At 62.1% G+C, this 26,806-nt stretch carries 29 protein-coding genes and 1 tRNA gene; 10 read left to right on the top strand and 20 right to left on the bottom strand.

The features are described from left to right. Positions 1 to 23 precede the first annotated feature (23 nt). From VGG22_13820 to VGG22_13805, 4 genes are read left to right on the top strand one after another with little or no spacing between them, the layout of a single operon-like run. Positions 24 to 719, top strand: coding sequence for a 3D domain-containing protein (locus VGG22_13820; GenBank protein HEY1729451.1), 696 nt, complete (start codon positions 24 to 26; stop codon positions 717 to 719). Then, complete coding sequence (gene rsmA / locus VGG22_13815) at positions 716 to 1,531, top strand: 16S rRNA (adenine(1518)-N(6)/adenine(1519)-N(6))-dimethyltransferase RsmA (protein HEY1729450.1); 816 nt, start codon at positions 716 to 718, stop codon at positions 1,529 to 1,531. Before VGG22_13820 ends, rsmA begins: the two co-directional genes overlap by 4 nt. Then, entirely contained in the window at positions 1,473 to 2,222 is a 750-nt protein-coding gene (locus VGG22_13810) for a type II CAAX endopeptidase family protein (protein HEY1729449.1), read from the top strand. Before rsmA ends, VGG22_13810 begins: the two co-directional genes overlap by 59 nt. 1 nt (position 2,223) lies before the next feature. Beyond that, entirely contained in the window at positions 2,224 to 3,210 is a 987-nt protein-coding gene (locus VGG22_13805) for a glycosyltransferase family 1 protein (GenBank protein ID HEY1729448.1), read from the top strand. Here the strand turns inward: VGG22_13805 and VGG22_13800 are convergent. From VGG22_13800 to glp, 13 genes are all read right to left on the bottom strand, one after another. Continuing rightward, a complete protein-coding gene (locus VGG22_13800; protein ID HEY1729447.1) occupies positions 3,103 to 4,251 on the bottom strand; it encodes a glycosyltransferase in 1,149 nt (382 codons plus the stop codon). The two genes, VGG22_13805 and VGG22_13800, sit on opposite strands and share 108 nt — an antisense overlap. Next, a complete protein-coding gene (locus VGG22_13795; GenBank protein HEY1729446.1) occupies positions 4,248 to 5,543 on the bottom strand; it encodes an insulinase family protein in 1,296 nt (431 codons plus the stop codon). Before VGG22_13795 ends, VGG22_13800 begins: the two co-directional genes overlap by 4 nt. Further along, a complete protein-coding gene (locus VGG22_13790; protein HEY1729445.1) occupies positions 5,540 to 6,835 on the bottom strand; it encodes an insulinase family protein in 1,296 nt (431 codons plus the stop codon). Before VGG22_13790 ends, VGG22_13795 begins: the two co-directional genes overlap by 4 nt. A 21-nt stretch (positions 6,836 to 6,856) precedes the next feature. Then, positions 6,857 to 8,773 carry an ATP-dependent zinc metalloprotease FtsH gene (gene ftsH / locus VGG22_13785; protein ID HEY1729444.1) on the bottom strand — a complete coding sequence of 639 codons (1,917 nt, stop codon included), beginning with the start codon at positions 8,771 to 8,773 and terminating at the stop codon, positions 6,857 to 6,859. Between the two features lie 47 nt (positions 8,774 to 8,820). Next, positions 8,821 to 9,360: a hypoxanthine phosphoribosyltransferase gene (gene hpt, locus VGG22_13780; GenBank protein HEY1729443.1), complete on the bottom strand. Its 540-nt coding sequence runs from the start codon at positions 9,358 to 9,360 to the stop codon at positions 8,821 to 8,823. A gap of 1 nt (position 9,361) precedes the next feature. Beyond that, positions 9,362 to 10,174: a tRNA lysidine(34) synthetase TilS gene (tilS, locus tag VGG22_13775; protein ID HEY1729442.1), complete on the bottom strand. Its 813-nt coding sequence runs from the start codon at positions 10,172 to 10,174 to the stop codon at positions 9,362 to 9,364. A gap of 96 nt (positions 10,175 to 10,270) precedes the next feature. Next, positions 10,271 to 10,756 (bottom strand): SsrA-binding protein SmpB, encoded by a 486-nt coding sequence (smpB, locus tag VGG22_13770; protein ID HEY1729441.1) that lies wholly within the window; start codon positions 10,754 to 10,756, stop codon positions 10,271 to 10,273. A 1-nt stretch (position 10,757) separates the two neighbouring features. Continuing rightward, a complete protein-coding gene (locus tag VGG22_13765; protein ID HEY1729440.1) occupies positions 10,758 to 11,117 on the bottom strand; it encodes a PaaI family thioesterase in 360 nt (119 codons plus the stop codon). A 58-nt stretch (positions 11,118 to 11,175) separates the two neighbouring features. Further along, positions 11,176 to 12,108, bottom strand: coding sequence for a hypothetical protein (locus VGG22_13760; GenBank protein ID HEY1729439.1), 933 nt, complete (start codon positions 12,106 to 12,108; stop codon positions 11,176 to 11,178). Continuing rightward, on the bottom strand, positions 12,105 to 12,833 hold the full coding sequence (locus VGG22_13755) for a metallophosphoesterase family protein (GenBank protein ID HEY1729438.1): 729 nt from the start codon (positions 12,831 to 12,833) through the stop codon (positions 12,105 to 12,107). Before VGG22_13755 ends, VGG22_13760 begins: the two co-directional genes overlap by 4 nt. Next, positions 12,833 to 13,957 carry an aminotransferase class I/II-fold pyridoxal phosphate-dependent enzyme gene (locus tag VGG22_13750; protein ID HEY1729437.1) on the bottom strand — a complete coding sequence of 375 codons (1,125 nt, stop codon included), beginning with the start codon at positions 13,955 to 13,957 and terminating at the stop codon, positions 12,833 to 12,835. The genes VGG22_13755 and VGG22_13750 overlap by 1 nt, the downstream gene beginning before the upstream one ends. Next, positions 13,944 to 14,507 (bottom strand): BON domain-containing protein, encoded by a 564-nt coding sequence (locus tag VGG22_13745; GenBank protein ID HEY1729436.1) that lies wholly within the window; start codon positions 14,505 to 14,507, stop codon positions 13,944 to 13,946. The genes VGG22_13750 and VGG22_13745 overlap by 14 nt, the downstream gene beginning before the upstream one ends. 5 nt (positions 14,508 to 14,512) lie before the next feature. Continuing rightward, a complete protein-coding gene (gene glp, locus VGG22_13740) occupies positions 14,513 to 15,769 on the bottom strand; it encodes a gephyrin-like molybdotransferase Glp (protein HEY1729435.1) in 1,257 nt (418 codons plus the stop codon). Between the two features lie 12 nt (positions 15,770 to 15,781). Between glp and serS the strand changes: the two genes are divergently transcribed. Both serS and VGG22_13730 read left to right on the top strand, forming a co-directional pair. Further along, a complete protein-coding gene (gene serS, locus VGG22_13735; protein ID HEY1729434.1) occupies positions 15,782 to 17,047 on the top strand; it encodes a serine--tRNA ligase in 1,266 nt (421 codons plus the stop codon). Further along, complete coding sequence (locus VGG22_13730) at positions 17,040 to 17,942, top strand: L-threonylcarbamoyladenylate synthase (GenBank protein ID HEY1729433.1); 903 nt, start codon at positions 17,040 to 17,042, stop codon at positions 17,940 to 17,942. Before serS ends, VGG22_13730 begins: the two co-directional genes overlap by 8 nt. Here VGG22_13730 and VGG22_13725 read toward each other — a convergent pair. After that, positions 17,939 to 18,271 (bottom strand): DUF6582 domain-containing protein, encoded by a 333-nt coding sequence (locus VGG22_13725; GenBank protein HEY1729432.1) that lies wholly within the window; start codon positions 18,269 to 18,271, stop codon positions 17,939 to 17,941. The two genes, VGG22_13730 and VGG22_13725, sit on opposite strands and share 4 nt — an antisense overlap. Before the next feature lie 68 nt (positions 18,272 to 18,339). Between VGG22_13725 and VGG22_13720 the strand changes: the two genes are divergently transcribed. Beyond that, the gene (locus tag VGG22_13720) at positions 18,340 to 19,686 is read left to right on the top strand and encodes an NCS2 family permease (protein ID HEY1729431.1); all 1,347 of its coding nucleotides are present in this window, start codon (positions 18,340 to 18,342) and stop codon (positions 19,684 to 19,686) included. Positions 19,687 to 19,754: 68 nt separating this feature from the next. Here VGG22_13720 and VGG22_13715 read toward each other — a convergent pair. From VGG22_13715 to VGG22_13705, 3 genes are all read right to left on the bottom strand, one after another. Beyond that, a tRNA-Ser gene (locus VGG22_13715) sits at positions 19,755 to 19,842 on the bottom strand. Between the two features lie 149 nt (positions 19,843 to 19,991). Continuing rightward, positions 19,992 to 20,738, bottom strand: coding sequence for a hypothetical protein (locus VGG22_13710; protein HEY1729430.1), 747 nt, complete (start codon positions 20,736 to 20,738; stop codon positions 19,992 to 19,994). Positions 20,739 to 20,810: 72 nt separating this feature from the next. Beyond that, positions 20,811 to 21,242, bottom strand: coding sequence for a GreA/GreB family elongation factor (locus tag VGG22_13705; protein ID HEY1729429.1), 432 nt, complete (start codon positions 21,240 to 21,242; stop codon positions 20,811 to 20,813). A gap of 39 nt (positions 21,243 to 21,281) precedes the next feature. Between VGG22_13705 and VGG22_13700 the strand changes: the two genes are divergently transcribed. Next, positions 21,282 to 22,196: a VOC family protein gene (locus VGG22_13700; GenBank protein HEY1729428.1), complete on the top strand. Its 915-nt coding sequence runs from the start codon at positions 21,282 to 21,284 to the stop codon at positions 22,194 to 22,196. On the opposite strand, the gene VGG22_13695 is transcribed toward VGG22_13700, so the two are convergent. Together VGG22_13695 and VGG22_13690 are read right to left on the bottom strand one after the other, a co-directional pair. Beyond that, positions 22,186 to 23,334 carry a mandelate racemase/muconate lactonizing enzyme family protein gene (locus VGG22_13695; protein ID HEY1729427.1) on the bottom strand — a complete coding sequence of 383 codons (1,149 nt, stop codon included), beginning with the start codon at positions 23,332 to 23,334 and terminating at the stop codon, positions 22,186 to 22,188. The genes VGG22_13700 and VGG22_13695 overlap by 11 nt on opposite strands. A gap of 1 nt (position 23,335) precedes the next feature. Further along, positions 23,336 to 23,812 (bottom strand): hypothetical protein, encoded by a 477-nt coding sequence (locus VGG22_13690; GenBank protein HEY1729426.1) that lies wholly within the window; start codon positions 23,810 to 23,812, stop codon positions 23,336 to 23,338. 53 nt (positions 23,813 to 23,865) lie between these two features. Between VGG22_13690 and VGG22_13685 the strand changes: the two genes are divergently transcribed. Together VGG22_13685 and VGG22_13680 are read left to right on the top strand one after the other, a co-directional pair. Beyond that, complete coding sequence (locus tag VGG22_13685; protein HEY1729425.1) at positions 23,866 to 25,236, top strand: tetratricopeptide repeat protein; 1,371 nt, start codon at positions 23,866 to 23,868, stop codon at positions 25,234 to 25,236. Between the two features lie 36 nt (positions 25,237 to 25,272). Further along, positions 25,273 to 25,707 carry a VOC family protein gene (locus VGG22_13680; GenBank protein ID HEY1729424.1) on the top strand — a complete coding sequence of 145 codons (435 nt, stop codon included), beginning with the start codon at positions 25,273 to 25,275 and terminating at the stop codon, positions 25,705 to 25,707. On the opposite strand, the gene VGG22_13675 is transcribed toward VGG22_13680, so the two are convergent. Then, positions 25,661 to 26,803, bottom strand: coding sequence for a site-2 protease family protein (locus VGG22_13675; protein HEY1729423.1), 1,143 nt, complete (start codon positions 26,801 to 26,803; stop codon positions 25,661 to 25,663). The genes VGG22_13680 and VGG22_13675 overlap by 47 nt on opposite strands. Positions 26,804 to 26,806: the final 3 nt, after the last annotated feature.

The raw sequence follows: 26,806 nt of genomic DNA, 5'->3' as shown, positions 1-26,806 counted from the left end.
AGGGGACGACTAAAGCCGCATCGATGCGGTTTCTCGCCACAGGCATGCTATCGGTAGGTATCGTGCTTCCGCTCGTCTCCGTTCCCATCGTGCAGAATAGGGTCGTCGCACTAGCCGAGCGGTCGCATACTGCCAGCGTCGCGCACGTCTCGCATTGGACGCAGCGCATACGGGTCAAAACGAATCCGATCATCGAACATCGCCTTTCGATTTTTCTTCCGCCGACGCGATCGAAAGTCGTAAGCGCCGGAACGCCGACGATTCGCGAAAAAATTCTGTCATTTCGGCGTTCGGACGACAATGCGCGTGTACAAGTGAAAGTCATATCGTCACGCATAATTCAGCGTGGAAAGCCGAAAGTCGTCATCAGCGGCATTTTGGCGTACGAACATTACGCGCAGCTTGCAAAACGCGGTTTTGAAGGCACGATGCGCCTCGCAAACGCCGCGCTTGAAATGTTCGCTACGGCTTATACCGCCGATTGTTACGGATGTTCCGGGATGACGAAGTCGGGCGTGCACGCCGGATTCGGTGTTGTCGCCGTCGATCCACGCGTGATTCCGCTGGGCACGCATCTGTACATCAAGGGTTACGGTCCCGCGATCGCGGGCGACACCGGTGGAGCAATTCGAGGCAATCGCATCGATCTGGGCTTCGATTCATCGGCAGCGGCGTTTGAGTTCGGTGCACGTCCCGTGCACGTGTACATCCTGAAATAGAAACTCGCCAGGAGCTACGAGCCCGCGGCCTCCGTCCGAAACGCCGGCTCGGTCAACACTTCCTGATCGATGGCGCGATCGCCCAGCGAATCGCGACGTTGACGCTCGACGGCGGCGGCTCACGCATCCTTGAAATCGGAGCCGGCACGGGCACGCTCACGGCCGCACTGCGCGAACGGGGCGCCGCTGTCACGGCGATCGAGATCGATTCTTCGCTAGTCGCGCTGCTTCGCGATAGGCGCGATCTCGAAGGCGTTGAGATCATCGAAGCCGATGCGATGCGTTTTGCATTTGATGATTACGCGTCGCGTGGAGCATGGCGCATCGCCGCGAACTTGCCGTACAACATCGGCACGCCGCTCGTTGCGGAACTGTCCAAAATGCACAATCCGCCCGAGCGCATGGTCGTAATGCTGCAAAAAGATGTCGTCGACCGGCTCGTGGCCGGCCCGTCGACGCCTGCCTACGGCAGTTTGAGTCTCGTCGTTCGGGCGCGCATGCAGGTGCATCGCGCATTCACGATCGGGCGTTCGCATTTCTATCCGCGTCCGAACGTCGATTCATCGGTCGTCGTTTTGGAGCCGCTGACGGTCCGGCCGAACATCGAAGATTTCCAGCGATTCGATTCGATCGTGAAGGCGGCTTTCGCATACCGTCGTAAGACCCTCGCGAACAGCCTGTCGCACGCGCTCGGAATCCCTCGCGAGCGCACCGTCGCCGCGCTGAAGTCTCTCGAGCTCGATCCGGAGATCCGTGCAGAACAACTCGACCTTTCGGCGTTTACCGAACTCTCCCGCGAGCTGGCCGCCTAACGCGTTCCCGATTTGGGCATCGATTCTTGCACTGATCGGCGCGATGGGGATCTACTTCCTCACGATTATTTACTTGGTGCACGCGTTCGCAATCGCGCCGAACGTTGTTCATGCCGAGGAGCTGACGCGAGGCATCGTCTTGGCGCAAGTGCTCAGTTACGTGCCGATTATCGCGTACATTGCGTGGACGCTGCCCTGGCTTGCTGATCGCCCGCTCGGTTTGATTCTCGGTCCTTTGCACGGACGCCAAATATTTGCCGGATTCGTTGGCGCGATCCTCATGTGGCTTTCCGTAACGACCGTCGGCGCGATTCAAGCCGGCATCGTCGGCCATACGCCGACGCAAACCGCGGTAAAGCTGTTCGAAAACGCAAAGCCCGGCATTTGGCTCGACGTGATGGCGATCGTCGCGGTCGGCTTGGCGCCGTTCGCGGAAGAGCTGCTCTTCCGCGGCTTCATCTTCAACGCGCTTTGGAAGCGAATGCCGTTCTCGCTCTCGGCGCTCGGGAGCGGAATACTTTTCGGGCTTGCGCATGGGCAATCGGCGGGGATTGCTCCGCTGGCGGCCGGCGGCATCGTGCTCGCCTCGGTGTACGCGCGCAGCGGATCGCTTTGGTCCTCGATGATTGCGCACGGAACGTTCAACGGCATCACGCTCTCGCTGCTGTTGCTCGCCGGAATCAAGACGTAGCGTGCGCCTCGCGGTCGATGCGCTCAATCTGCGCAACGATCGGCGCGGAATGGGACGTGTCGTTCGGAGCGTCTTGCGCGAGGCTGAGAAGGCCGGCGTCGACGTCACGCTGCTCGGCATCGACAAACCGACGCGCAGCGCGCGCCGGCGCGACGCTTATGACGTGGTGTGGTATCCGTGGAACGGCATTCGGTTTCGTGCCGCAGCGCCGTCGCTCGCGCACATTCACGACACCTTCGCATTGCATGAACGCGTCAATTGGATCGCACGACGTCGCGTACAAAGGCCGCTCCGGCGCGCAGCGCGCGAAGCGGATCGCATCGCGACCGATTCGACCTGGAGCGCGGAGCAGATCGAGCGGGAGCTGCGCGTAAGTCCCGAACGGATCGTCTCGATTCCGCTGCAGCCTGATGCTTTCTTCAGTCCTGGCGAGGCCGAATCACCGCAATCGCTTCCGTCGTCTCCGTACGTTCTGATGGTTGGAGCCGGCGAACCGCGGAAGAACGCCCGGCTCTTGGCCGGCGCGTTTGCTGACGCGTTTGGGGGTCGCGACGTGCAACTCGTCGTGGTCGGGTCACTCGCTCCGGATGCAGAGGGCGAAGCGCGTGCGCGCGCAATCGCCCTCCACATCGAATCCCGAATCGACGATACGCGTCTGCGCGATCTCTATCGCGGCGCAGCCTGCGTTGCGGTACCCTCGCTTGCCGAAGGCTTCGGCCTGGTAGTGGTTGAGGCGCAAGCCTGTGGTGCGCCTGTCGTTGCGTCGAATGCGAGCGCGTTACCCGAAGCTGCCGGTAACGCCGCTCTGCTCGTCGATCCGCACGATCGCGCCGGATGGCGCGACGCACTGCGCGAGGTTATCGACGACGAAAGCGTGGCGCTACGCTTGCGCGCGCTCGGAATTACTCGTTTCGGTTTGGGACGGCGCGACGAACCGGCGCGCGCCATTCTCGCTGCGCTGCGCGATCTCGCCGACCATCGTGCGTAGACGCTCGATAAAGCGCGCGGGTGAGAATTGCTCGGCGTGCGCGCGCAACTGCTGCGGATCGAAGCGCGAGGGTTCGAAATCCGTGAGCACGCGAGCGAGCGATGCTGCGCTGGGCTCGTGGAAAAACACGCCGGTCACGCCATCGACGATCGTTTCGAGCGCTCCGCCCGCACGCAGCGCGATTGCCGGACGCCCGGCGGCTGCCGCCTCGAGGGGAACCAGCCCGAAATCCTCCTCACCTGGGACGATTACCGCGAGTGCCGCGCCAAGGAGCGCGTTTATTTGCTCGTCGGGAACGTAGCCGAGAATCTCGGTCGTCGTGCCGCGTGCGCGCGCGCGCAGTGTATCGAGCGCAGGTCCGCTGCCGGCGACGCGAAGCTTCACGCCCGCGAGCGCAGCTGCATCGATGGCTCGATCGATAGCTTTATACGGCAATAGCCGCGAGAGCACGAGAAAATAATCACCCTCACCGCGGCCGGGCGTGAACCGCTCGACATCGGCCGGGCACGGAAGCACGAAGGCCTCACGTCCGTAGTAGCGGCGTACACGCTCGGCAACGTTGCGGGAGTTCGCAATGAAGGCCGTGGGACGTAACGCGGCGCGCCGATCCCATGCAGCCAGCGACGCGACGAGCGGCCGCGCGATGTTGCGTACGCCGAAACCTCCGACGTAACGGTCGTACGCGAACAGAAAGCGGCTCGGCGTGTTGATGTAGCAGACGTGCACGGAATTCGGCGCCGTACGAACGCCTTTCGCCCATGCAGTCGTCGAGCTGACGATCAATCCGTATGCGGAGAGATCGAAGCTCTCGAAGGCGGCTGGATAGAGCGGCGCGAGCGCCCGAAAGAAGCGGTTGCCCAGCGGTACGCGCTGGAGAAATGAAGTGTGCACACGACTCGCGGGGACGAGATCTCCGCACTGCCGTTCGTCGTAGAGCGCCGTATATACCGGCGCGTCCGGCCACGCGCGCGCAATGTGCGCGAAAACGCGCTCAGCGCCGCCGCGCTGATTGAGGTAGTCGTGGACGAGGGCGACGCTCAGTGTTGTTCTTGTGTACGCGGCAAAACGAGCGCAAACGTATACTTCTGCAAGTACTCTTTGACGACGCGCTGCACGTCGGACGGCGTCACCGCGTCGATTGCGTCGAGCACGCTGTTCGGATAGTCCGGATCCAGGCCCATGCGCGCGACCCAGCCGACGAGCGCAGAGCGATCCTCGAGCGTCATATTGTCGATCACGAATTGGCCGCGCGCGAGCGTTCGATAACGCTCTATCACCGACGCATCCAACTGCTTGGCCGCGAGCACATCCGTCGCTTGGAAGATCTCGCGCCACCCGGCACTCGTTCCGATTCCGGTTCCGCTCGCATAAATGATGAAGTTCGCCGGCTTGACTTCGTACTGATAGATCGCGTTGATCGGGCGAAAGAGCGCCGGGCGGCTGACGATCGAATCCGTTTGCCCGAGCGTCGAGACGATGGCTTGAACGACCAGCATCGACGCAAAATCTTTGGCGCCGGGCGTAGGCGCCGCAAATCCGACGCCGACCCACGGCAACGCGACGTCGCGATGGGTGACGATGCGCGTCGGCGGATCGGTCGGCGCCAGCGTCTTCTGCGTGAGCGAAGCCGGCGAACCCGCGGGCAGCCGCGCGACGACGGCTTGCGCGGCGCGCGCAACGTCCGCATCGACGCGGCCTGCAGCGGCGATCGTTGCGCCACCGCTCCGATAGTTATCCGACCAGAATTTCTTGAGCGCCACGGAGCCCGCGTTCGAAACGACCGATAGCGAACCGAGCGGTGCGTAGCCTGCGCCGCTACCCGCATAGTACGAACGCCGCAGCATCTCCGAAAGGACGCCGAATGGACTCTCATTGGCGTCGATGATGCGCGACGCGAGCGTCTTTCGTGCGCGCGAAATCGTCGCGTGCGAGAAATCCGGCGCTGCGAGCGCGCCGCCTAAGAGCGCAAGAGCAGCACGAATCGTCGTGGGCGAACCCTCCACGTAGTAGCGCACGTATTGCGGCTCGACGCTGACCGTCAAGTTCGCACCAGAAGCGGAGATTGCGCTGCGCAACGGCAACGGACGTTCGCCACCCGGTACCGGCGTTTGCGCAATTACCTCGGCAAGAAGTGCCGCGAAACCGTTTTGCTGGCCGCCTTGGCGATCGAGGCCGCCCGGAAGCATGATCTGCACGCCGGCGAGCGCGGCGGAGGGATCGACTTGCGCCGGCACATTCTCGATCATTGTCGTCGCCGGATACTTATCGACGGCGGCCGCAGCGGGCAATCCGAGGGCGGCGATGAGCGCAAGCGCGAGAATAGCGCGCATCATTTCGCCCGCACCTCGAGCTCCGCGGTCGCCGGCGGAGACGCGCTGAGATATTTTGTAACGGTTTCTGCGACGATCTCCGGCGTCAGCGCGCGAATCGATGCGAAGTAGCGTCCTGCGTCGAGATCCGCGCCCGGCGCGTAAGCTGCGTTTCCTTCGAGAGCGTACCACCCGAAGTTGTCTGCAAGCGACAGCGGTGTCGCTACGTCGCTCATGACGTGATATTCGAACAAACGCCGCGCGACCTCAAACGTCTGGCGATCGAGCGGTTTGCGCATCGCTGCAAGCGCGGCCTCAACTCGTGCGCGTGCAGCTGTCGCTTGACCACCCGTCGCTTCGACGTAAAAAACACCGGGATCGTAGTACGTCACGTATTGCGCGTCGATCGATGCGTCGATGTCGTCGAGCTGACGTGAAACGACGCCGGAATCCGGATCGAAGAGGTAGTCGGCGAGGAAATCCAAGGCGGTCGCGGCGCGTTCATCTTTGATCGGCGGACCACTCCAGGCGAAACCAAAGCCGGGGACAGGGCCCGTGCGCGTGACGCTCTGCGGCGTTTGCGAGACGATGCTCGAAAAATTGGCGGTCGGTTCCGGGGCGCTCGTATCGGTGCGGCCGATGACTGCATCCTCTGCCAATTGCTGATTGACGTCGCCGGTCAAGACGACCGTTGCGTTCGATGCACGAAACGCGCGTGTCGCGAACGTCCGCAAATCATCGAGCGTAAGCGACATGATGCTGCTGGAGTCGACCGGTGAATAGTGATCGGGGCCGCTCTTGAAGAGCGCCGAGAAAAGAGCTTCTCGAAGTGTCTCCGAGGGCTGCGTGATGTCGCGCAAGCGAGTGTCGGTTCGCACCTCGGCAAGCGCCTTCGTGCGTCCATCGTCGTTGAGAACGGGGGTGAAGTAGACGCCGCTCATCGTTCGGAGGACGCGAGCTGCTTCGGTGGCTGGGACGAGCGCTGCAATTTCGATCGTTTCCGGATAGACATTGACGCTGAAGCGGCCGCCGACTTCTGCGACCAGGGTCGCCAGCGGCGTCCCGGTCAGCGGGGCTGAAGCCGCGACGGTCAGCGCCGCGAGATTCGCCAGTCCCGGCTTCGGCGCGGAGTCAAATCCGATCGAGGGCGCGCGGAACCACAGCTCGATCGCGGCAACGGGCGAACCGCTCAGCGGGCGCACGATGCTCGTAACGCCACTCGGCAGCTTCGTCGTCGTCGCAGACGGCCCGAGTGCGGCGCCAAAGAGAAACACCGCCGCGAGTGCGACGGCCCCCAGGCCGCCCGCGCGCACCATCAGCTTCTGGGCCGCATTGGCTTAGGCCGGCTCGGGCGAGATGTTTGGCGGCAGACGCTTGGGTTTGTCCGTGACGGGGTCGGGCTCGACCGGGACAGCGGCTGCGGCAGGCAGCTCGGCGGGCGGCTCGGGCGATTCTACCGGGCGCGGATAGGGTGACTCTGAGAGGATGGCTTGGACCTCGTCGGCCTCGACCGTCTCGTGCTCCAAGAGCGACTCGACCATGCGCTGCACTTTGGCCCAATTGGCGTCCAAGATGCCGCGTGCGATCTGATAACAATCGTCGATGATCTGACGAACCTCGCCGTCGATCTTGCTCGCAATCTCTTCCGAATAATTGCGGTCTTCGCCGAGATCCCGGCCCAAGAACACTTGATGATTTCCGCGACCGTACTGCACGGTTCCGAGCTGGGTCGACATACCGTACTGCGTCACCATGCGGCGCGCCAACTCCGTGGCCTTTTCGAAATCGTTGCTTGCACCGGTCGTGACTTCTTTGAATTGTAGCTCTTCGGAGACGCGTCCGCCCAAAAGTCCCGTGATCTGATCGATGATTTCAGCCCGCGTCATCAGGTAGCGGTCTTCGGTCGGCAGTTGCATCGTTACGCCGAGCGCCATGCCGCGCGAGATTATCGTCACTTTGTGGACGGGATTGGCGTTCGGCAGCATTCCGCCGACGATTGCGTGGCCCGACTCGTGATACGCAACGATTTCTTTTTCTTTTTGCGAGATGATGCGCGAGCGGCGTTCCGGTCCCGCGATGACGCGGTCAATCGCTTCTTCACAGTCGGCCATTTCGATGACCGACTTGTTCTGGCGTGCTGCGAGCAGCGCGGCTTCGTTCAGCAAATTCTCGAGATCGGCGCCCGAGAATCCGGGTGTCCTTTTGGCGAGCGTTTCGAGCGAGATTTCCTTCGAAAGCGGTTTATTTCGGGCATGAACCGCGAGGATCTGCGCGCGACCCCTGACGTCGGCGCGATCGACGACGATCTGACGGTCGAAGCGTCCGGGACGCAGCAGTGCGGGATCGAGGACGTCCGGGCGGTTCGTTGCGGCGATCAGAATGACGCCGGTGTTGGGATCGAAGCCGTCCATCTCGACGAGCAGTTGGTTCAGCGTTTGCTCGCGCTCATCGTGTCCGCCGCCCAACCCGGCACCGCGTTGGCGACCGACCGCGTCGATTTCGTCGATGAAGACGATACAGGGCGCGCTCTTCTTGGCTTGTTCGAAGAGATCGCGGACACGCGATGCACCGACGCCGACGAACATCTCGACAAAATCGGAGCCCGAGATCGAGAAGAAAGGAACGCCCGCCTCGCCCGCAATCGCGCGTGCGAGCAACGTCTTGCCGGAACCGGGCGGCCCTAAGAGCAGAACGCCCTTGGGAATCCGCGCGCCGAGCGCTTGGAACTTCTTCGGATATTTGAGGAACTCGACGACTTCCGCAAGCTCTTGTTTTGCTTCTTCGATGCCGGCGACGTCATTGAACGTCACCTTCGGACGATTTTCAGAAAGAAGCTTCGCGCGCGAACGCCCAAACGAAAGCGCTTGGCTTCCGCCGCTCTGCGCCTGACGCAAAATAAAGATCAGCAACAGTCCCATCAATACGAACGGAACGAGTTGCAGAATCCAACCGATGATCGGAGTTGTGTTCTGCTGGTCCACGTTTATCTCGACGCCGTGTTTGCGAAGCTCGGGCAAGTAATCCGATTCGCCGGGAGTCGTAACTTGGAACTTGGCACCGCTGTCGCGGTACTCACCGGTCACATCATGCCCGGACAGGGTAACTTTCGAGACTTTGCCCTGCTGAATATAGGTGTAGAACTGTGAATAGGCGATCCTCGTCGTTTGCGTCGGCGAGAGTACTTTCTCGACAACAAAGATGACGAAGACGAAGATCGCCAGGATCAGCAGTATGGCTCTAGCGTGTTTTCCCATCGGTTCCTAGTATCGATACCCTCAGCGGCCCAAAAGGTTTTCCCGCCCTAAGGAACGGGTTCCCCAGGCGGGAGAATTAAATTCGCCACAAAGGGCAAAGTCCGGTACTTTTCCTGATAATCCAAACCGTACCCTACGACAAAGGCGTCAGGCGAGACGAGGCCTACGTAATCGAGCCTCACATCCGCGGTGCGGCGGTACGGCTTGTCCAGGAGAACCGCCGTGCGGAGGCTCTTCGGCGCTCGGCTCTTCAGAAGCCCCTGCAGATAGTGCAGCGTGAGACCATTGTCGACGATATCCTCGACGATCAGGATATTGCGACCCTCGACGCTCTCGCTCGTGTCCTTGAGCAAGCGAACCTCGCCCGAGCTGCGTGTATTGTTTCCGTAACTCGAGACGGCCATGAAGTCGAGCGTGCAACGCGGACCCGGCTCGATCCGCGAGAGTGCTCGCGCAAGGTCGGTTACGACGAACATCGCGCCTTTGAGAATCGCGATGAGAAGGAGCGACTCGTCGGCGTAATCGCGCGCAACATCGTGCGCCATTCGATCGATCGCGGCAGCAATTTCATCTGCCGTGAAAATCATCTCAAGCTTTTCGACGGACGACTCGCGCGTTTGCATTCTTACCTCCCTTTACGACTTCGACGCCACCCTTGATGTGAACGCGGCCACGCTGCGCGCCAAGCGCAGCCTCGATTCGTTCGAACGAAACGTCGCGAAGGCCCACTTCGCGTTCGAGCGTCGCACGCAGCCGCCGGCGCGCGCCCGCGACGCCTTTCTCCTCGAATTCGGCGGCGACGATCGCCGCGCAGCGCGCGACGGCCTCATCGAGCCGTGGGAAACCGCCGCGCAGGCTTTCCAGCGCTTGGCGTAGGGCGTTACGACGGTATGCAATGTTCGTGTTCGTGGGATCGCGTACGTACGGCAGCGCGCTCGCCCCGAGCTCGGCTTCCAGCGTGTCGTGACCGATCCGCAATAGCGGCCGCACGATCTCGATGCCCGGGACCAGACGCCGCCGGACGGGGATTCCGCGCAAGCCGCGCAAGCCGGTACCGCGGAAGAGTGCGAGAAGGACCGTCTCGGTCTGATCTTCGGCGACGTGGGCCGTGACGACGACGCGCGCACCCGCTTCTTGTGCGAGTGCGGTCAGGGCGGCGTAGCGCAGTTCGCGGAGCGTGGCTTCATCGGCACGAACCTTTTCGGGATCGAGCGCGGCGATTCGAACCGGAATCGCAAAACGCGCGGCGATCGAAAGGACGATCGCTTCGTCTTGCCAGGACGAATCGCGCAGATGATGATTGACATGACCGAGCACGAGGCGCCATTCGTGTCGCGGCGCGACGCGCGCGAGTAAGCTCGCAAGCGCCACGCTATCCGGACCGCCCGAACACGCGACCAGCAGCGTCGCACGTTTTGGGGCGATCTTCTGACTTTCGAGAATTGCGTCGAGCCCGCGCTCCGGATGCGCCCGTCTAATTTAACGGCGCTCCGCGCGTCATCGAGTTACCCGTGCGAGCTCGCGCTTCATCTCACGGTCTTGAATCGACTTGCGCTTGTCGTAGAGCTTCTTGCCCTTGGCGAGGCCGATTTCGACTTTGGCTTTACCGCGCGTAAAGTAGAGCCGAAGTGGAACGATCGTCAATCCCTTCTCGGCGCTGCGAGAAGCGAGCCGTTCGAGTTGCGATTTGTGAACGAGCAATTTTCGCGAACGGCGCGGATCGTGCGCGGAGAACGCGCTCGCCGTTTTATACGGCGGGATGTACATGTTAACGAGCCACAGCTCGCCATTACGGACGCGAGCAAAAGCTTCATTGAGGCTGACACCGCCCGTGCGAATGCTCTTGATCTCCGTCCCGGTCAACGCCAATCCAGCTTCGAGCGACTCGAGAATCTCGAATTCGTGACGCGCGCGCCGATTGTCGAGTGCCGGCTCGTTCGCGGCTTTCTCTTGCGCCCGTTTCTCGGTACGCGCGATGCGCATCTTAGGCACGGCCGAGCGTCCCCGGTTCGATGCGCGCTTTGCCGACGAACTTTCCCTCGCCGCTGGCTAAAACGGTGCCGTCCGTGCCGAGGATCTCGGCCTCGACGCCGACGACGTTGCGACGCTCCCACATCACGCGTCCAACGAGCCGCAACGGCGTTTCGAGCGGGACGGGGTGCCGGAAACGCGTCGTAACCTCGGCAGTCACGCCTTTCCATCCGACCGCGCCCGCTGCATACGCCATAGCTTCGTCGATCAGCGCCATGACGATGCCGCCGTGCGCGATGCCGCGCCAACCTTGATAGACGGCCGGCAAAGACGTCTCGCAGGTCGCCGTCGTGCCCTCAATGCGAAAGCGCAAGCGCAGTCCGATCGGATTGTCGGCGCCGCAACAAAAGCAGTGCCCGTCATCGACGGGCTCAGCGCTTGGATTCGGTGGGGTTGCCGCTGGATTTGTCGTCGTAGTCGCCCTTTGCGATTTTGTCGAGAAGCTTGCGTGCATAGACGCCGTCGGCATCATTTGCGACCGCCGCTTCCAAGTATTTCTTCGCGTCGGCGACTTTCTTCTGTTTGAGCAAGATCTGCGCGATGAGCGTATAGCCGTATTGCCCTGCTTCACCGACCCGGCCCGGGTCCAGCGCAAGCCCCGCCTTCGCGTATGCGATTGCCGCTGCGTACTCGTCGAGATCGACCATTATCGAGGCCAAATGGAACTGAATGTCGGCGTAATTCGGGACGAGATTGGGGACGGCGACCGCGTAGCGTAACCCCTCTTGCGGCTCGCGTAGATCGACCTGATAGATGCCCGCGAGATACTCGCGCGCCAGCACGTTGTTCGGATCGGCCCGCATGGCGGCGAGAAACTCGACCTTCGCGCGGTTCGCCGAGCGTTCGTTCTCACGCATGATGCCGAGGCCGATGTGGGCTGCTGGCGCGCTCGGATCGATCCCGACGGCGGTATTGAACTCCTCGCGTGCGTCGAGGCTGCGATCCGCACCAAGCGATGCTGCAAACAAATACGAGAAGCCAAGGCGCACGTGCGCCAAGTAATTCTTGGGCGACTTGCCGACGGCGTCTTCTTCGCGGTTCGTGAGCGCTTCGAGACCACCACCGACGTGCGCGGCCGATGCATTCAAGAACGAGATCGCGAGCGTGTTGTCAGGTACCAGGCTCAGCGCGTCTTCGAATTCCTTTTGCGACTGATCGAAGTTGCGCGCATAAAAATCGTGCAGCGCGATGTCGAGCTGGGCGGCGAACTTGCGGTTAGCATAGTCGTTGCGCGCCGGCTCGGCGCCTGCCAGCGATTGAAGCGCGATGAACGCCAGCGTTACGATGAGGGTCGGCGCCCTCAACGGCCCATCCCTAGCCGCCGCGCCAAGACTTCGGGAAGGTGCGCGCACTCGATCTTCTCTTGCACAGCAGCTATGGGATAGTCGAAGCGGATGACCTCGATGCTGCGCTTTTCCGAATCGTAGATGCCGAAGCTGGCTTGCGGATTCAAATCGCGTGGCTGCCCGACGCTCCCGACGTTGATGATGTAGCGGTAGCCTTCTTCGAACTGCGCGGTACCGCCGTACTGAAAGTGCCGGTGCGCGATCGTACCGTCGGGCGCGAGCGCGTACATCTCGGCGAGATGCGTGTGACCGATGAAGATCAGCGTAGCATCCGTCGATTCGAACGAGCGGCGGGCGCTGTCCTTATCGGCGATGTAGGCAAAGTAGTCGGGATGCGGCGCTCCGTGCACGAGCAGATAATCTGCCTCTCGATGTTCGTAGTCGAGCGTCGCCAGCCACTTGCCGTTCTCGGGCGAAAGGACGCCCTGCGTCCACTTGATCGCTTGTTGGGCCGCCGAATTGAACCATTCGACGCCGAAATTTTCGATCGCGGCGAGATCGTGATTGCCCATGACGGTCACGCCGCCGCGCTCGCGCACTTTGTCGACGCATTCGTTCGGATTCGGACCGTAGCCGACGATATCGCCCAGACACCACAGCACGTCGCCTTCTCCAACCCGCGCGAGCGCAACGTCGAAGGCTTCGACGTTGCCGTGAATGTCGGTGACGATTGCGTAGCGCACTAGACGCGCGCCGCCGGCATCGAGGCCAGCGCTTCGGCAAAAATCTCGGCGAAACGGCGGCGTTCTTCCGCCGTGCCGACCGTAACGCGCACGTAACCGTCGAGCGGCGGAGCGCTCGGTTTGCGCAGGAACACGCCGCGCCGGAGCATCTCCTCGAGAAATGCATCGGCTTCGGCCTTGGTGCCGATCTCGATGCAGACGAAATTCGTGAGGGAGGGGACGCTGCGCAGACCGTGGCGCACAGCCAGCGCGTAGTATTCTTCGCGTCCGCGCTCGACCTCGGCAACGACGCTGCGAATGAACTCGTCGTCGTCGAGCGATGCGAGCGCGGCGATCTGTCCGTTGCGATTCACACCGAAGTGCTGGCGAATGTTCTGGAACGTTTGAGCGATCGCGGGATCGCAGACCGCGTAGCCGACACGCGCACCCGCGAGTCCATACGCTTTTGAAAACGTCCGCATGCGCACGACTTGCGGATCGACGAGTGGCATCATGAGGCGTTCGGGCGGCACGAAATCCGCGTAGGCTTCATCCAGCGCGAGAACCTGGTCCGGCAAGAGCGCGTCGCGCAAGGCGGCGACGAGATCCGGCTCGATGAACGTTCCACTCGGATTGTCGGGATTGGCGAGATAGATCATCTTCGGGCGCTCGCGACGCGCGACGTCGATCAGCTGCTCCACATCGATCGAACCGTCGTTACGGTACGGCACCGTTCGTAGCTGAACGCCGCTAGCCGCGACGTGATAGGCGAAGGTCGCATACGTGCCTTCCGTCTCGAGCGCGACGGAACCGGGTGCACAAAACGTGCGCACGACCAGGCTGTGCAGATCGTCGATCCCCGATCCGATCATCAGATGCTCGGGGCTGCAGCCGAGCCGCTTTGCGAGTGCGACGCGCAAGTCGTAGGATTCCGGATCGCCGTACCATGAATTGTGCGGCGCCTGTTCGCGCATGGCCGCGATCGCGTGTGGCGACGGGCCGAATGCGCTTTCATTCGCGCCTAGCCGGAGCATCTTCGCGTGGCCGTAGCGCCGGCCCAAAACTTCCGGTGCGACGAACGGCGTCGTCTTGGGAACCGCGGCGATCAACGGCGCCGGTGACGGGGTTTTTCTACTTGCCGACACGCAGTTCGTCGACGACGCGTTTGACGCCGTCCAAATGTTCGACTGATTCCACCGCCGTCGTTTTGATCGACAGCGACGGAACCTTTCCACGCAACGTGAGCACGCCGTTTTCGGCGCTCACGCGAATGCTTGCGGCATTGATACCGGTTTGCGCGGCGAGCGATGCGGCGGCATGCGCGGCCACCGCGAAATCGCCGCTCGAAAACGACTGCGCTTTTGGATCGATACGAATCTCGTCGTGCAACTGCTGCACCCCGCCGGCCTTACGAACCGCGACGTCGATCTTCGAACGTTCGGTAGAATTGCGCACGATGCCGGTGATCGACACATCGCCGTTGTGGACGTGTACGCCCAAATGCGTCGCCGCATCGACGTCGACGGAGACGACTTCCGCACGAATCTTCGCTGCAAGCAAGCCGTCCTTGAGCGTTTGGGTCGCATTGGGCGGGACCGTCGGCGACGTGATCGTGACGCCGGTGTTCGAAGAATGCACGCAGCCGCTCGCAAGAAGCAGCATCGCACCCGTGCAGAGTGTTAGTCGAAGACGCATGCCAACTAGATTTCCCCGCCGCTGAGAGTATGCACCTCGATTTGCTCGCCTTGTGCAACATTCGGGCGATCTTCCGGGAGCACGACGAATCCGTTGGCTCGCGCAAGCAAGCTCGTATGCGAAGAATGTATGCCAAGGGATGAGACCGTGCGATTCGGGCCTTCGGCCGTCACGACGACCGGGATAAACCACGTCCAACCCGCTCTTCCTTTGAAATCACTTCCTGCACGCGCGAAAGCCTTCGCTGACGGACGCAGCACCTCACCCGTCATTCCGCGCAAAATCGGGGCCGCAATCGTGCGAAAAATCATCATGGCGGACGTCGGATTTCCCGGAAGACCGATCACCGGCTTCGCACCGATTGCCCCAAGCACCGTCGGTTTGCCGGGACGAACGCGCAAGCCGTGCACGACGACGCCGGGTTCACCCAGACGATCGACCACACGCGGCACCAAATCGCGAACGCCAACCGAGGAACCTCCGGTCAAAAGAACGCCGTCCGCAACCTCGAGCCCGCCTCGAATTGCATCTTCGGTTTGCCCGGGCTCGTCGCTTGCGCGCGGGATGTGAATCGGCTCGACGCCGAGCTCACGCAGTGCGCCGGCTAACGCGTAACGATTCGAATCGCGGACCTGTCCCACGCCCGGTTTCTGCGACGGATCGACGAGCTCGTCGCCGGTCGAGATAATCGCGAAACGCGGCCGGCGGAAAACGGGGACCTCGCTGAAGCCCAGCGTTGCGAGCACGCTCATCGCCGATCCATCGATGCGGCGTCCGGCCGCAAGCACGAGATCGCCGGGCTCCATGTCCTCACCGGCCGGGGTGATCGCGTCGCCCGGAACGGGCATTTCGCGCGGCAGCATCACGCCATCGCGTTCTTCCGTATCTTCAACCGGAATGACCGCGTCCGCGCCGTCGGGGACCGCACCACCGGTCGGGATGCGCATCGTCTCGCCCACTCCGAGGCTGGCGGGCGGCGCCTGTCCCATGCGGATCTCGCCGACGATGCGTCGCTCGCCGAGACCGTCTTGAGATCTCACGACGAAGCCGTCCATCGTCGAACGCGGATGCGATGGATAACGGCCATCGGCTGCAGCATCCTGCGCCAGAATCCGGTCGAATGAGGCATCCAGGGGGACGCGCTCAATGCCGAGCGGCGCCAGCGCAACGCGCGAGCGGTAGGCCAGAATCGCTTGCGCCGGCGCGAGAAGTGCCGACGGGTCGAAGGTTTGCCCGGGTAGGAGCGCTCCTGGTGCACGCATAACGGGCCGGTTCTGCTCGATATCGCTCTTATCCGTCGCGACCCTGAAGGCGTCCGCCGTGCAGCGGCGCGGAAGGGCGACGCTTCATTCGTCGATCGCGTCCTGGCGCTCGACGTCGAGCGGCGCGCGGCGCTCACAGACGCCGAACGCCTCAAGGCCGAGAAAAACGGCCTGACCCAGCAGATTTCGCGTGCCTCCGACCGCGCCGCCGAAGCGGCGCGCCTCAAACCCGCGATCGCCGCGCTCGACGAGCAGATCGCGGAGGCGAACGCACGCGTCCCCATCGTCGAAGAACGCCTGAACGAACTGCTTACGGATGTTCCGAACATCCCCGACCCGAGCGTCCCCGACGGCACAGGGGCCGATGACAACGTCGAGGTTCGCAGCTGGGGCAAGCCCGCAGACTTTCCATTCCAACCGAAGCCCCATTACGAGCTGGGGGAAGCACTCGGGATTCTCGATTTCGAACGCGCCGCAAAACTTTCGGGAAGCCGGTTCGTCGTGCTGCGCGGTAAGGGCGCGCAGCTCTCGCGCGCGCTCATCAATTTCTTTTTGGATCGTTCTGCCGGCGCGGGTTACACCGAAGTCGTGCCGCCGTTTCTCGTTTCACGGGACACGATGTGGTCGACCGGCCAGCTTTCGAAATTCTCGGATGCGATGTTCAGCGATCCCGACGCGGATTTGTTTCTGATTCCGACGTCAGAAGTTCCGCTCACGGCGTTGCATCGCGAAGAGATTCTTACGATCGATCAGCTTCCCGCGCGCTACACGGCGTACTCGCCCTGCTTTCGCAAAGAGGCCGGCGCAGCCGGAAAAGATACGCGCGGCATGGTGCGTCTGCACCAGTTCGAAAAAGTCGAAATGGTGCGACTGTGCACGCCCGAAGATGGCCTCGCGAATCTCGAACGTCTTACCGCCGATGCGGAAGCCTTGCTGCAAGACCTCGAACTGCCGCATCGCGTGATGCTGCTGTGCGCCGGTGACACCGGCTTCAACGCTGCAAAGACCTACGATCTCGAGGTGTGGGTACCGTCGCAAGAGATGTACCGCGAGATCAGCTCCTGTTCGCTGTGTACCGATTTCCAAGCGCGCCGCGCGAACATTCGCTTCCGTCGCGATGCGAAGGCAAAGCCGGAGTTCGTGCATACGCTCAATGGTTCGGGGCTCGCGGTCGGACGCACGTTGCTCTCGATTCTCGAGAACTATCAGCAAGCAGACGGAACCGTGCGCGTTCCCGAGGCCCTCGTCAAATACACGGGTTTCAAGACGATTGATTGAACGCGCCGTCGCGATATTGCGCGAGGGCGGCGTCGTCGCGTTTCCGACCGAAACCGTCTACGGGTTAGGCGCCGACGCCGAAAGCGAAGATGCGGTGCGGCGCGTGTTCGAGATCAAAGGACGTCCGATCGGACATCCCGTGATCGTGCACCTCGCCGATGCGGCGCAAATCCCGCTTTGGGCACGCTATGTTCCGGACGTTGCGCAAAAGCTCGCTGAACGTTTCTGGCCAGGACCGCTGACCCTCGTGCTGTCGCGCTCGCCGCGCGCGAGCGATCTCGTAACCGGCTCGCAAGACACGGTTGCATTGCGCGCGCCCTCGCATCCGATGGCGCAGGAGATCTTACGCGCGTTCGGTCGGGGCGTCGTCGCACCGTCGGCAAATCGTTTCGGCTCGGTTAGCGCGACGCGTGCCGAGCATGTCATCGCCGATCTCGGCGATGCAGTCGATCTCGTCGTCGACGGCGGACCGGCGACGATCGGCGTCGAGTCGACGATCGTCGATCTCGCACACGGCGCGCCCGCAATCTTGCGCCCTGGCGGTATTACGCGCGAGGTTCTCGCGGAAGCCATCGGTGCGCCGCTGCTTGAAGGCGGAAGCGACGTGCGCGTTCCCGGGAGTTTGCCCTCGCACTACGCGCCGCGCGCACGCATCGAGCTTGCCGAGAACGACGCGGTCGCCGAAGGCCTCGCAACCGCCCTCAAAGCGCAAGGGAAACGCGTCATCCTCATCGGCTCGGCCGAGATCCACGCGTTGGCGCGTGATCTTTACGAACGTTTGCGCGCAGCGGATCGCGAGGGCGCCGATGCGATCGTCGTCGTCCTCCCCGCGAACGAAGGCCTCGGCGTAGCACTACGCGACCGCTTGCGTCGCGCAGCTTCACCCAAGCGTTAGCGCGCCTTCTTCCGCTTGCGCGTCGCGGCGGCTTTCTTCGCGGCTTTCTTGCGTCCGGGCTGCGGTCGCGGCGGAAGATCTTTAGCCGAATCTTCGGAAAGATCGATATCGTAGTATCGGGCCGCACGCTTGATGTTCGCAAACGCAAGCTCACGATCGGCCTTGCTGACGCCTTCGACTTGATCGAAGCGCGCAACCGCATTGCGCACATGCCGTGCATCGGTCAGCGGTTCTTTTCGTTGTTTCGGAAACGCGAAAACGCTGTCCGGAAGATCGCTCTGCTTCGTCAGACGGCCGTGACGTTCGTATGGTTTCCAGGTAGCTCTCATACGCGCTTCTTTCCCATTACGAGTAAATTTGAAGGAGCAAGGAAGCGTGCGCAGCACGTAGCGCTCGAATGATCGACCGGTATTTTGGAATCAGCGCTTCGGGTTCAACGATTCCGCGCGAGCTGCGCGCCGGACTGACGACGTTCTTGACGATGTCGTACGTCCTCCTCGTGAATCCGGCCGTGCTCAGCAACGCGATCCAGATCCCGAACGGCTTTGCGAAGCTGCTCGTCGTCACTGCGCTGGCCGCTGCCGCGGGTTCGCTGCTGATGGGGATCGTCGCGCGCTATCCCTTCGCGCAGGCGCCCGGCATGGGCCTCAACGCCTACTTCACGTACACGGTCGTGCTCGGACAAAAAATTCCGTGGGAGACCGCGCTTGGCGCCGTGTTCATCTCGGGTGCGTGCTTCGTCGTGCTCTCCGCTATCGGCGCACGCCAAGCCATCGTGGCGGCGATTCCACGCGATCTCAAATTCGCGCTCACGGCCGGTATCGGCATCTTCCTGGCATTTCTCGGCTTGAAAAATGCCGGTCTCGTCGTTTCGAATCCGGCAACGTTCGTCACCGCAGGATCCATACTCGCCGCGCCGGCGCTGCTCGCAATCTTCGGCTTCATTCTGACGGCAGTGCTGTTCGTGTTGCGCATCCCGGGCGCGATCCTGATTGGTATCCTGGTTACGACCGTGCTTGGGATCGTCACGCACGCGCCGGTGTACCCCGGGCCGCACGGCACGCTCGTCGCGTTCGGCGGGATTCAGAGCGGTCTGGTCGCGCTTCCAATTGTGCCGTCGGGACTAACCGGCGCGCTCGATATTCATGCCGCGCTCGGCCTCGGCATCGTTGCGGTCGTGTTCACGTTTTTCTTCGTCGACTTCTTCGACGCAACCGGAACGCTCGTCGCGCTCGCAAACCGCGCCGGCGTCATGACGGAGAACGGCGATCTTCCGCGCGCACGGCGTACGTTTGCGTGCGACGGCATCGCGGCGATGATCGGCGCTGCGCTCGGCACGAGCACAACGACGGCGTACATCGAAAGCGCAAGCGGCATCGGCGAAGGTGGCCGCACGGGATTGACTGCGGTAACGGTCGCCGCGCTCTTCGTGCTGTCGATGGTGTTCTGGCCGATCGCGTCGGCGATTCCGGCTGCAGCAACCGCGCCGGCATTGATCGTGGTCGGTGCGCTGATGTTCGAAGGGCTAGTGCGCATCGAGTGGGCCGATCCCGCGGCCTCGATTCCGACGTTCCTGACGATCATCACCATGCCGCTGACGTTCTCGATCGCAAACGGCGTGAGTTTCGGCGTGATCAGCTACGCTGCGATCATGCTCTTCAGCGGCCGTGGCAAGGTCGTGCACCCGCTGCTATACGCAGTTGCGGTCTTGCTTGTCGCGCGATTTGTGTGGTTGGGAGCATAAGGAACGCAAAGAGCTTCCACGCCCACGTTATGTGCGCGCCGCACCTTCGGCGAGTAGCGGAACTTCTAAGGAGAGGGAGGGATTTGAACCCTCGAAACGTTCATCACGTTTAGCGGTTTTCAAGACCGCCGCATTAAACCGCTCTGCCACCTCTCCGCAAACGGCACATTCAAAGCGGTCATCTGCATTTCCGCTGTCCCTCGACTACGGCGCGCTTCGCGCGCCTACGCTCGGGATGACAATGCGCGAGACTACGCTCGGGATGACAATGCGCGCCTACGCTGCGGTGTGACAAGAAAAAGCTACTACGTGAAGAGGCGCTGCCAGGGAGCCTTTGCGGGTGCGGGGCGGCGCAACGAGGTCGGGACGATCAGCTCCGGGCGGCCGTTATCCATCGGCACGAGTTCGATGCGCGTAAGGCGATCGCTGACGAACACCTGCGTGGTGTAAACGGTCGTCGTTCCCTCGCGCACGACGCGCGACTCGATCTTCACGCTGTGCATCGTTTGCTTTCCGCGCTGAATGACGCCGGCGTGCGACATCTTCACGAGCGGCTGCTTCCCGTGACGTACGGGTGCAAGACGTTCGAGGGCGACGAGCTCCTCGAGGATCTTCTTCATCACATTGTCCGGGAACAGCCCGTGGTGCTGTGGCTTCGGTGCAGCCGTGAGCGGAAGCCGTTTGATGAAGCGGTCGATCAACATCCGGTCTTCACGCGCGATCTGAATGAAGCGCGCGCCGATGCGCCAGACGACGTTTCCTTTAAGCAACCCTTTTTGAGCGGTGACGCACTGCGCCAGCGCTTGAATGCGCTTGCTGTCGAGATCGATCGTGACGATCACTCTTCGCTGCTTGAGCTCTTGCGTCGTGATCAAGCCGACACCGTCGACACTGATGTCGACGGGATATGCGTTCGTGAACGTCATTCCGCCGTCGGTCGACATTGCAACTCCGAATTGCCGTTTGCTTCGACGAACATCACGTGGCGCGCGCAACAAGCGCGCCATAGCCCATTCGAGTTCATTGAGACGGCGCTGCGTCGCTTGTAGCATCCCCACAAACGTTCCAATTCGCCGTTGGGGCTAAACCTCTGGGCGTGGAAGCAGGCGCAAGGTCACACCCTACTAGTGATCCTCGTACCTTATTGCCTTGACTCGAAGAGTGACATCGCCCACAGGCCGGTGCCAGACGACATCGTCGCCGACGTGGGCGCCGAGCAGCGCCTTTCCAAGCGGCGATGCGTCGGTGATTTTCCCATCCGCGACGTCCATTTCGCTTTCACCCACGATCGTGAACACGCGATCGTCTTTTTGATCGTTGGGCTGCACGGTGACGGCGGCGCCAAACGCAACAATGCTGCGATCGCCCGGAGGCTCGATGACGACGGATGCATCGAGCTCGTCCTGGAGCGCGCGTCGCGTCTCGTCGTCCTTTGTCGTCTTGAGCTTCTTCTGAAGCGCACGCTTGCCGGCGGGCGTGATCGAATGCTCCCGCGGGCCGGATACAAACTTGGGTTCCGGCGCGTCTTCCAGCTCTTTCATGAAAGCGCGGCTCATTCGTGGGTCTTTCCCCCCGCGGGTCAGAATCATTCACGCATGGATCCCGCAGTCCACTCGCTCGACCATTTTGCGCTCACCGTCCCGGAACCGCAAGCCGGCGGCGACTTCTATTCGTCGTTCGGCCTGCGCACGTCGACGAGCGAAAACGCTCTCAAGCTGGAGACGGGCAACGGTGTGGCCGGCTTCCTCTATGAAGGCCCCACCAAGCATCTGCACCACCTGACGTTCGGAATCGAAGAGAGCGAACGCAACGCGTTCCGCAGCCGCTTGGAATCGGGCGGCATCAAATTGCTGGACTCGCCGCGCGAGTACCAGAGCGACGGACTGTGGTTCCGCGATCCGGACGGAAACCTCGTCGAGCTGGCGGTCACGCGCCGGCGTTCACCGCACGCGAAAACGCAGATGGACGTCCGTCTCGCCCGAGAGGGCGAGCGCGCAGCGCCGGATGGCCCGCAACGTGCAACGCCGCGACGACTTGGACACACGCTGCTCTTCTCACCTGAGGTGCTGGCGCAAGTCGCCTTTTACGAGCGCTTTCTCGGCTTACGCCTTTCGGACCGTTCCGGCGAGATCGTTGCGTTCATGCACACGCCGCACGGCAGCGATCATCACGTGCTGGCCTTCGGAAAATCCGGACATCCCGGTTTTCATCACGCCAGCTTCGAAGTCGGCGGCGTCGACGAGATCGGGATCGGCGCGATCTTCATGCACGGCAAAGGCCATCAAGAAGGCTGGGGCTTCGGACGACACTACATCGGATCGAACTTCTTCCACTACATACGCGACCCGTGGGGAAGCTTCGCCGAATACTTTTGCGACATCGACTACATTCCCAAAGGCTGCGCTTGGGAAAGCCGCAACGTGCCGGCCGAACACGCGCTATTCGTGTGGGGTCCGCAGCCGCCGAAATACTTCTTCGAGAACGTCGAAGCGGTGCCGGCTACGGTATGAGGTCGGGGACCAGCTTCTTTAAAACCGCGTAGAGCTCGCGTTTCTCTTCGAAGCCGATTCCGGGGCGCTCCGGTAGCTTGACGCGACCGCTCTGAACCGGATAATCATCCGCAAACCCGCCGAACGGCGCGAACACCTGCGGATACGATTCGTTTCCGCCGAGGCCGAGTCCGACCGCGATGTTCAATGCGAATTGATGTCCGCCGTGCGGAACGCAGCGCGTGCGCGACCAACCGTGGCCCTCGAGCATCTCTAGCGTACGCAAATACTCGACGAGTCCGTACGAAAGCGCAGGATCGAATTGCAGCACATCACGGTCCGAACGTAGGCCTGCGTGCCGGATGAGATTGCGCGCGTCTTGCATCGAAAACAAGTTCTCGCCGGTCGCGATCGCGCCGCGATAGCGCTGCGCGAGCTGCTCGTGCGTCGCGTAGTCGAGCGGATCGAGCGGTTCTTCGTACCAACGCAATTCGAGCGGCTCGATCGCATCCGCGTACGCGAGCGCCTCCTCGAGATCGAAGCGTCCGTTAACGTCGACGCACAGACGCCGTCCTTCGCCGACGACGCCGAGCGCAGTTTCGATTCGCCGCAGATCGGTCGCAAGATCGGCACCACCGATCTTCATCTTCACTGTGTCGTAGCCGAGATCGAGGTAGCGCTTCAATTCCTCGGCGAGGCTTTTCGTGTCGTCTCCCGGATAGTAGTAGCCGCCCGCGGCGTACACCCAGGCGTCCGGCTCCGCTTTGCCCTTCCGATAGCGATCCGCCAGGAGTTTCCAGAGCGGAAGACCTTCGGCTTTGGAAACTGCGTCCCAGAGCGCCATATCGAGGACGCCGACTGCAACGGAGCGCTCTCCGTGGCCGCCCGGCTTCTCGTTGCGCATCATGGCCGTCCACGCCGCCACGGGATCCGCCTCGGCAAACTCCCGCAAACGGGGAATGAAGCGCTCCCGCAACAGCCCTTGCGGCGCGTAGCGGCCGTTCGAATTGAATCCGAATCCGATAACCGGCTTGCCGTCACGCTTCTGATCGGTGACGATCGCGACGATGCTTGCGGTCATCGTGCTGAAATCGATGAACGCGTTACGAATAGACGACGCGATCGGCGCGACGTCATCGCGAATCTCGAGGATGCGCATCCTACGCTGCTTTTTGTGTCTTGATCTTTTCGATTTGCTTCATCGTGCGCGCGAGCTCACGGACGGACGCCGCCTCGATGCGGCGCCAGCCTGCGATGCGCTGCGGCTCGCATTGCTGCAGATAGCCGATCAGGTCGCCGAAGTCGCGCCACAGTCCGTCGCACTTTGGCGCGACCTTTCGAATGAAGCGCTGGCGGTTGATCTGACGCTTTCCGTACGCGCGGCCGGCCTTGTTCCAAAAATCGATGATGAAGTTGGCGCGAACATACGTTTCGCGCATCCGGACGTAGATCGACACGATTTCCTTATACCGCTCAGGCCCGAGGCCGTCCCAAAGGTCTTGGTTGACCATTTGTACCTCGCGCAATTCGCGAAGCAAGGAGCGCTCGAGGGCCGCCTTCCGCTCGTCGAAGAAGAGCATGGACGCGACGCCCAGCGCCAAGACTAGCCCGGCAAGTACCCACCCGACTTCTGACACCACGACTTTGTTATTGGCAGGTCAGAGTGCCAGGCGGTAGGCACTGTGATTTTATGGCCGACGCGAATCTTGTCGATCTCCTCTTCCAACGCGCGATTCTACTCGAAGCGTTAGGACGCGTCGGTGAGGCCAAAGAGGCGTATCACGATCTGATCGAGCGTGATCCCACGCACGCCGGCGCGCTCAACAATCTCGCGCGCATTTTACATCGGGAAGGGGAACGTGAGGGCGCGCGCACCCTGCTCGAACACGTGGTCGATTTCGCACCGTCCGATGCGATGGCGCGCGCCAACCTCGGTATCGTACTCTTCGAGCTGGAACAATTTCCCGAAGCGCGTTCGCATTTGGAGCAGGCACTCGCGCTCGATCCCGACTCCGCGATCGGCCATCTGGGCATGGCGCGCATCCATGCAATCGAGGGCAGCGAGACGGAATCGCTGCGGCATCAGCGGGCTGCGCTCGGCACCGCCGCCGTAAGCACGAGCACGTACGGCGCGCTGCGCGAAGGCGTTCCCCGATTGCTGCTGCTGACGTCCGAAGACCAGTTCGGCGCTACGTCAGGCGAGTGGCTCAGTGATGCGACGTTCTCGATCGCAACCCTGATCGTCGAACGCTTCAACGACGGGGTCCAGCTTCCGCAGCATCACGTCCTCTTCAACACGATCACCGATGCGGACCGTAACGCCGCTGCCCTCGAACGCGCGCGTGAGATTGTAGCCTTAAGCGTCGCACCGATCGTCAACTGTCCCGATGCCGTCCTCGCCACAGCCCGCACGGCGCTTGCCGAACGCTTGCGCGACCTCCCCGGCGTAGTGATCCCGGCGACGCACCGGTTTTCGCGGAGCGGCCCAATACCCGACCTTGGCTGGCCGATGCTCCTGCGCGCGCCCGGATTCCATTCGGGTCAACACTTCGTACACGTCGAGCAACCCGAAAAAGTTCCCGAGGCGCTGGCACTCTTACCCGCGGGCGAGCTGCTCGCAATCGAAGCGCTCCCTACGCAAAGCCCGGACGGACTCTTTCGAAAATACCGGATGATGATCGTTGGCGACGAGCTCTACCCGATGCACGCGGCGGTCTCAAACAACTGGAAAGTGCATTTCTTTAGTGCGGAGATGGCACAACATCCGGAACGTCGGGCTGAAGACGAAGCATATCTCGTTTCGCCGGAGTCGGTGCTCGGCGAGCAAGGGCTCCGTGCATTGTACGCGATCAGTGCACGCCTCGAGCTCGACTACGGCGGCATCGATTTCGGGCTCGATGAACGCGGGCGGATCCTCGTCTTCGAAGCCAACGCAACGATGACAGTTCCAGCGCCGCCGCCCGGTGCGGAGTGGGACTACCGGCGCGCGCCGGTCGCGCGCATTTTGGCAGCCACGCGCAGTATGCTGCTCGACCGCGCCCGCCTCGGAGGATGGGAATAGGCCGGGTCGGGGAAAACCTTACGCACGAGGTGCCGTATGCCCGCAACAAAGCTCGACCACATCAATATCCGGACGATGCAACCTGAAGCGACGCGCGATTTCTTCGTCGATATCGTGGGCTTGCGAAACGGCGAACGGCCACCGTTTAATTTCAACGGCTATTGGCTGTACGCGGGCGAACAAGCGGTCATCCATCTTACCGACGCGCGCGACGCAGGTGCGCACGGAATGGCGGAAGGCCGGGCCGGCGCCGCAATCGATCACGTCTCGTTCCGCATGACCGGCTACAACGCGCTGTGCGCGCTTCTAAAGGAGCGGAAGCTTCCGTTCCAGACGCGCGTCGTGCCACGCAACGGCGACGTGCAAATTTTCGTTGACGACCCGAACGGCGTGACCGTCGAGCTAACGTTCCTCGGTGCGGAAGTCAACGGCGATGGGCGGCAACCCATCGCAGAACGCTCTCTTGCGTGATGAACCCGACGAGCTGACCGCTGCGCGAAATCACCGGTAACTGATCGTGTCCGCTGCGCGCCAGCAGTTGGAGCGCTTCGGTCGCGGGAGTCTCGGGAGCAACCGGCACGAGCTCCGTTTCGCGCGTCATGATGGCAGTGACGTAGGTTTTGCTCAACTCGTCGGGAGCCACCTTACCTATGTCTTCGAGCGAGACGATCCCAACGAGCTTTTCGCCGAACATGACGGGTAGCGCACGGCTTCCCGTGCGCAACATCGCTTGGAGTGCCGCTTCGGCCGTCACATCGGCGCCAATCGGATTCCCCTGTGTTGCAAGCTCACCGACGCTATGTCCGCCGAGCGCCTGTTTAACTTCGGCCTGCAAACCTTCGGCCGTGCCGATTTGCAACAAGAACCAGCCGATGATCATCGTCCAGAAGCCGCTGATGATGTCGCCTGCAAACACTTGGATGATACCGAGGCCCATCAGCGCCCACGAAAAGAAGCGTCCGACGACGACGGCGACGCGCGTTGCGCGATACTTATCCCCGGTCGCGCGCCAAACGAGCGCCATCAATACGCGGCCACCGTCGAGTGGATAGGCCGGCACGAAATTGAAAATCGCGAGAAGCAAGTTGCCGTAGGTCAAGTATCCGAACGCAATGCCGAGCGGAGTTACCAGACCAAAGAGGCGCATCAAACCATAGAAGATAGCGGCGAGTGCCAGGCTGCTCAGCGGACCGATTGCCGAGATCCAAGCCGACACGGGCGCCGTTTGCGGGTCCGCTTCGAACTGTGAGACGCCGCCGAACAGCCACAACGTAATCCCGCTCACGGGCACGCCGCGACTGCGCGCCAATAATGAATGCGCGAGCTCGTGAATCAAAACGCTCGCAAAAAAGAGCAGTGCCGTAAAGATTGCCAGGCCGATGCGCACGGTGTCGTTGACGTGCACGGGCGCGAAGGGACCGACTCCGGTTGAGAACGTCCAGGCTACGAACGCGAAGCCGAAGAGCCACGTCGCGTGGATCGTGATCTCGATCCCGAAGATGCGCCCAATCTTCACGCCGCGACGCTTCGGGCGGCGCATCTTCACGCCCCCCGTACGGGTTGGCATGGA

The sequence above is a fragment of the Candidatus Baltobacteraceae bacterium genome, from assembly GCA_036489885.1.
Taxonomy (GTDB): domain Bacteria; phylum Vulcanimicrobiota; class Vulcanimicrobiia; order Vulcanimicrobiales; family Vulcanimicrobiaceae; genus JAFAMS01.
This window is presented reverse-complemented; position numbering and strand designations above follow the sequence as displayed.

What these genes read in the sequence shown, in the direction of transcription:
- VGG22_13820 (HEY1729451.1), top strand. Translation starts at nt 24, where the DNA reads ATGCGGTTTCTCGCCACAGGCATGCTATCGGTAGGTATCGTGCTTCCG.
- VGG22_13795 (HEY1729446.1), bottom strand. Translation starts at nt 5,543, where the DNA reads ATGATGCGCGCTATTCTCGCGCTTGCGCTCATCGCCGCCCTCGGATTG.
- VGG22_13790 (HEY1729445.1), bottom strand. Translation starts at nt 6,835, where the DNA reads ATGGTGCGCGCGGGCGGCCTGGGGGCCGTCGCACTCGCGGCGGTGTTT.
- ftsH (HEY1729444.1), bottom strand. Translation starts at nt 8,773, where the DNA reads ATGGGAAAACACGCTAGAGCCATACTGCTGATCCTGGCGATCTTCGTC.
- hpt (HEY1729443.1), bottom strand. Translation starts at nt 9,360, where the DNA reads ATGATTTTCACGGCAGATGAAATTGCTGCCGCGATCGATCGAATGGCG.
- smpB (HEY1729441.1), bottom strand. Translation starts at nt 10,756, where the DNA reads ATGCGCATCGCGCGTACCGAGAAACGGGCGCAAGAGAAAGCCGCGAAC.
- VGG22_13745 (HEY1729436.1), bottom strand. Translation starts at nt 14,507, where the DNA reads ATGCGTCTTCGACTAACACTCTGCACGGGTGCGATGCTGCTTCTTGCG.
- glp (HEY1729435.1), bottom strand. Translation starts at nt 15,769, where the DNA reads ATGCGTGCACCAGGAGCGCTCCTACCCGGGCAAACCTTCGACCCGTCG.
- VGG22_13725 (HEY1729432.1), bottom strand. Translation starts at nt 18,271, where the DNA reads ATGAGAGCTACCTGGAAACCATACGAACGTCACGGCCGTCTGACGAAG.
- VGG22_13720 (HEY1729431.1), top strand. Translation starts at nt 18,340, where the DNA reads ATGATCGACCGGTATTTTGGAATCAGCGCTTCGGGTTCAACGATTCCG.
- VGG22_13710 (HEY1729430.1), bottom strand. Translation starts at nt 20,738, where the DNA reads ATGCTACAAGCGACGCAGCGCCGTCTCAATGAACTCGAATGGGCTATG.
- VGG22_13705 (HEY1729429.1), bottom strand. Translation starts at nt 21,242, where the DNA reads ATGAGCCGCGCTTTCATGAAAGAGCTGGAAGACGCGCCGGAACCCAAG.
- VGG22_13700 (HEY1729428.1), top strand. Translation starts at nt 21,282, where the DNA reads ATGGATCCCGCAGTCCACTCGCTCGACCATTTTGCGCTCACCGTCCCG.
- VGG22_13695 (HEY1729427.1), bottom strand. Translation starts at nt 23,334, where the DNA reads ATGCGCATCCTCGAGATTCGCGATGACGTCGCGCCGATCGCGTCGTCT.
- VGG22_13685 (HEY1729425.1), top strand. Translation starts at nt 23,866, where the DNA reads ATGGCCGACGCGAATCTTGTCGATCTCCTCTTCCAACGCGCGATTCTA.
- VGG22_13680 (HEY1729424.1), top strand. Translation starts at nt 25,273, where the DNA reads ATGCCCGCAACAAAGCTCGACCACATCAATATCCGGACGATGCAACCT.
- VGG22_13675 (HEY1729423.1), bottom strand. Translation starts at nt 26,803, where the DNA reads ATGCCAACCCGTACGGGGGGCGTGAAGATGCGCCGCCCGAAGCGTCGC.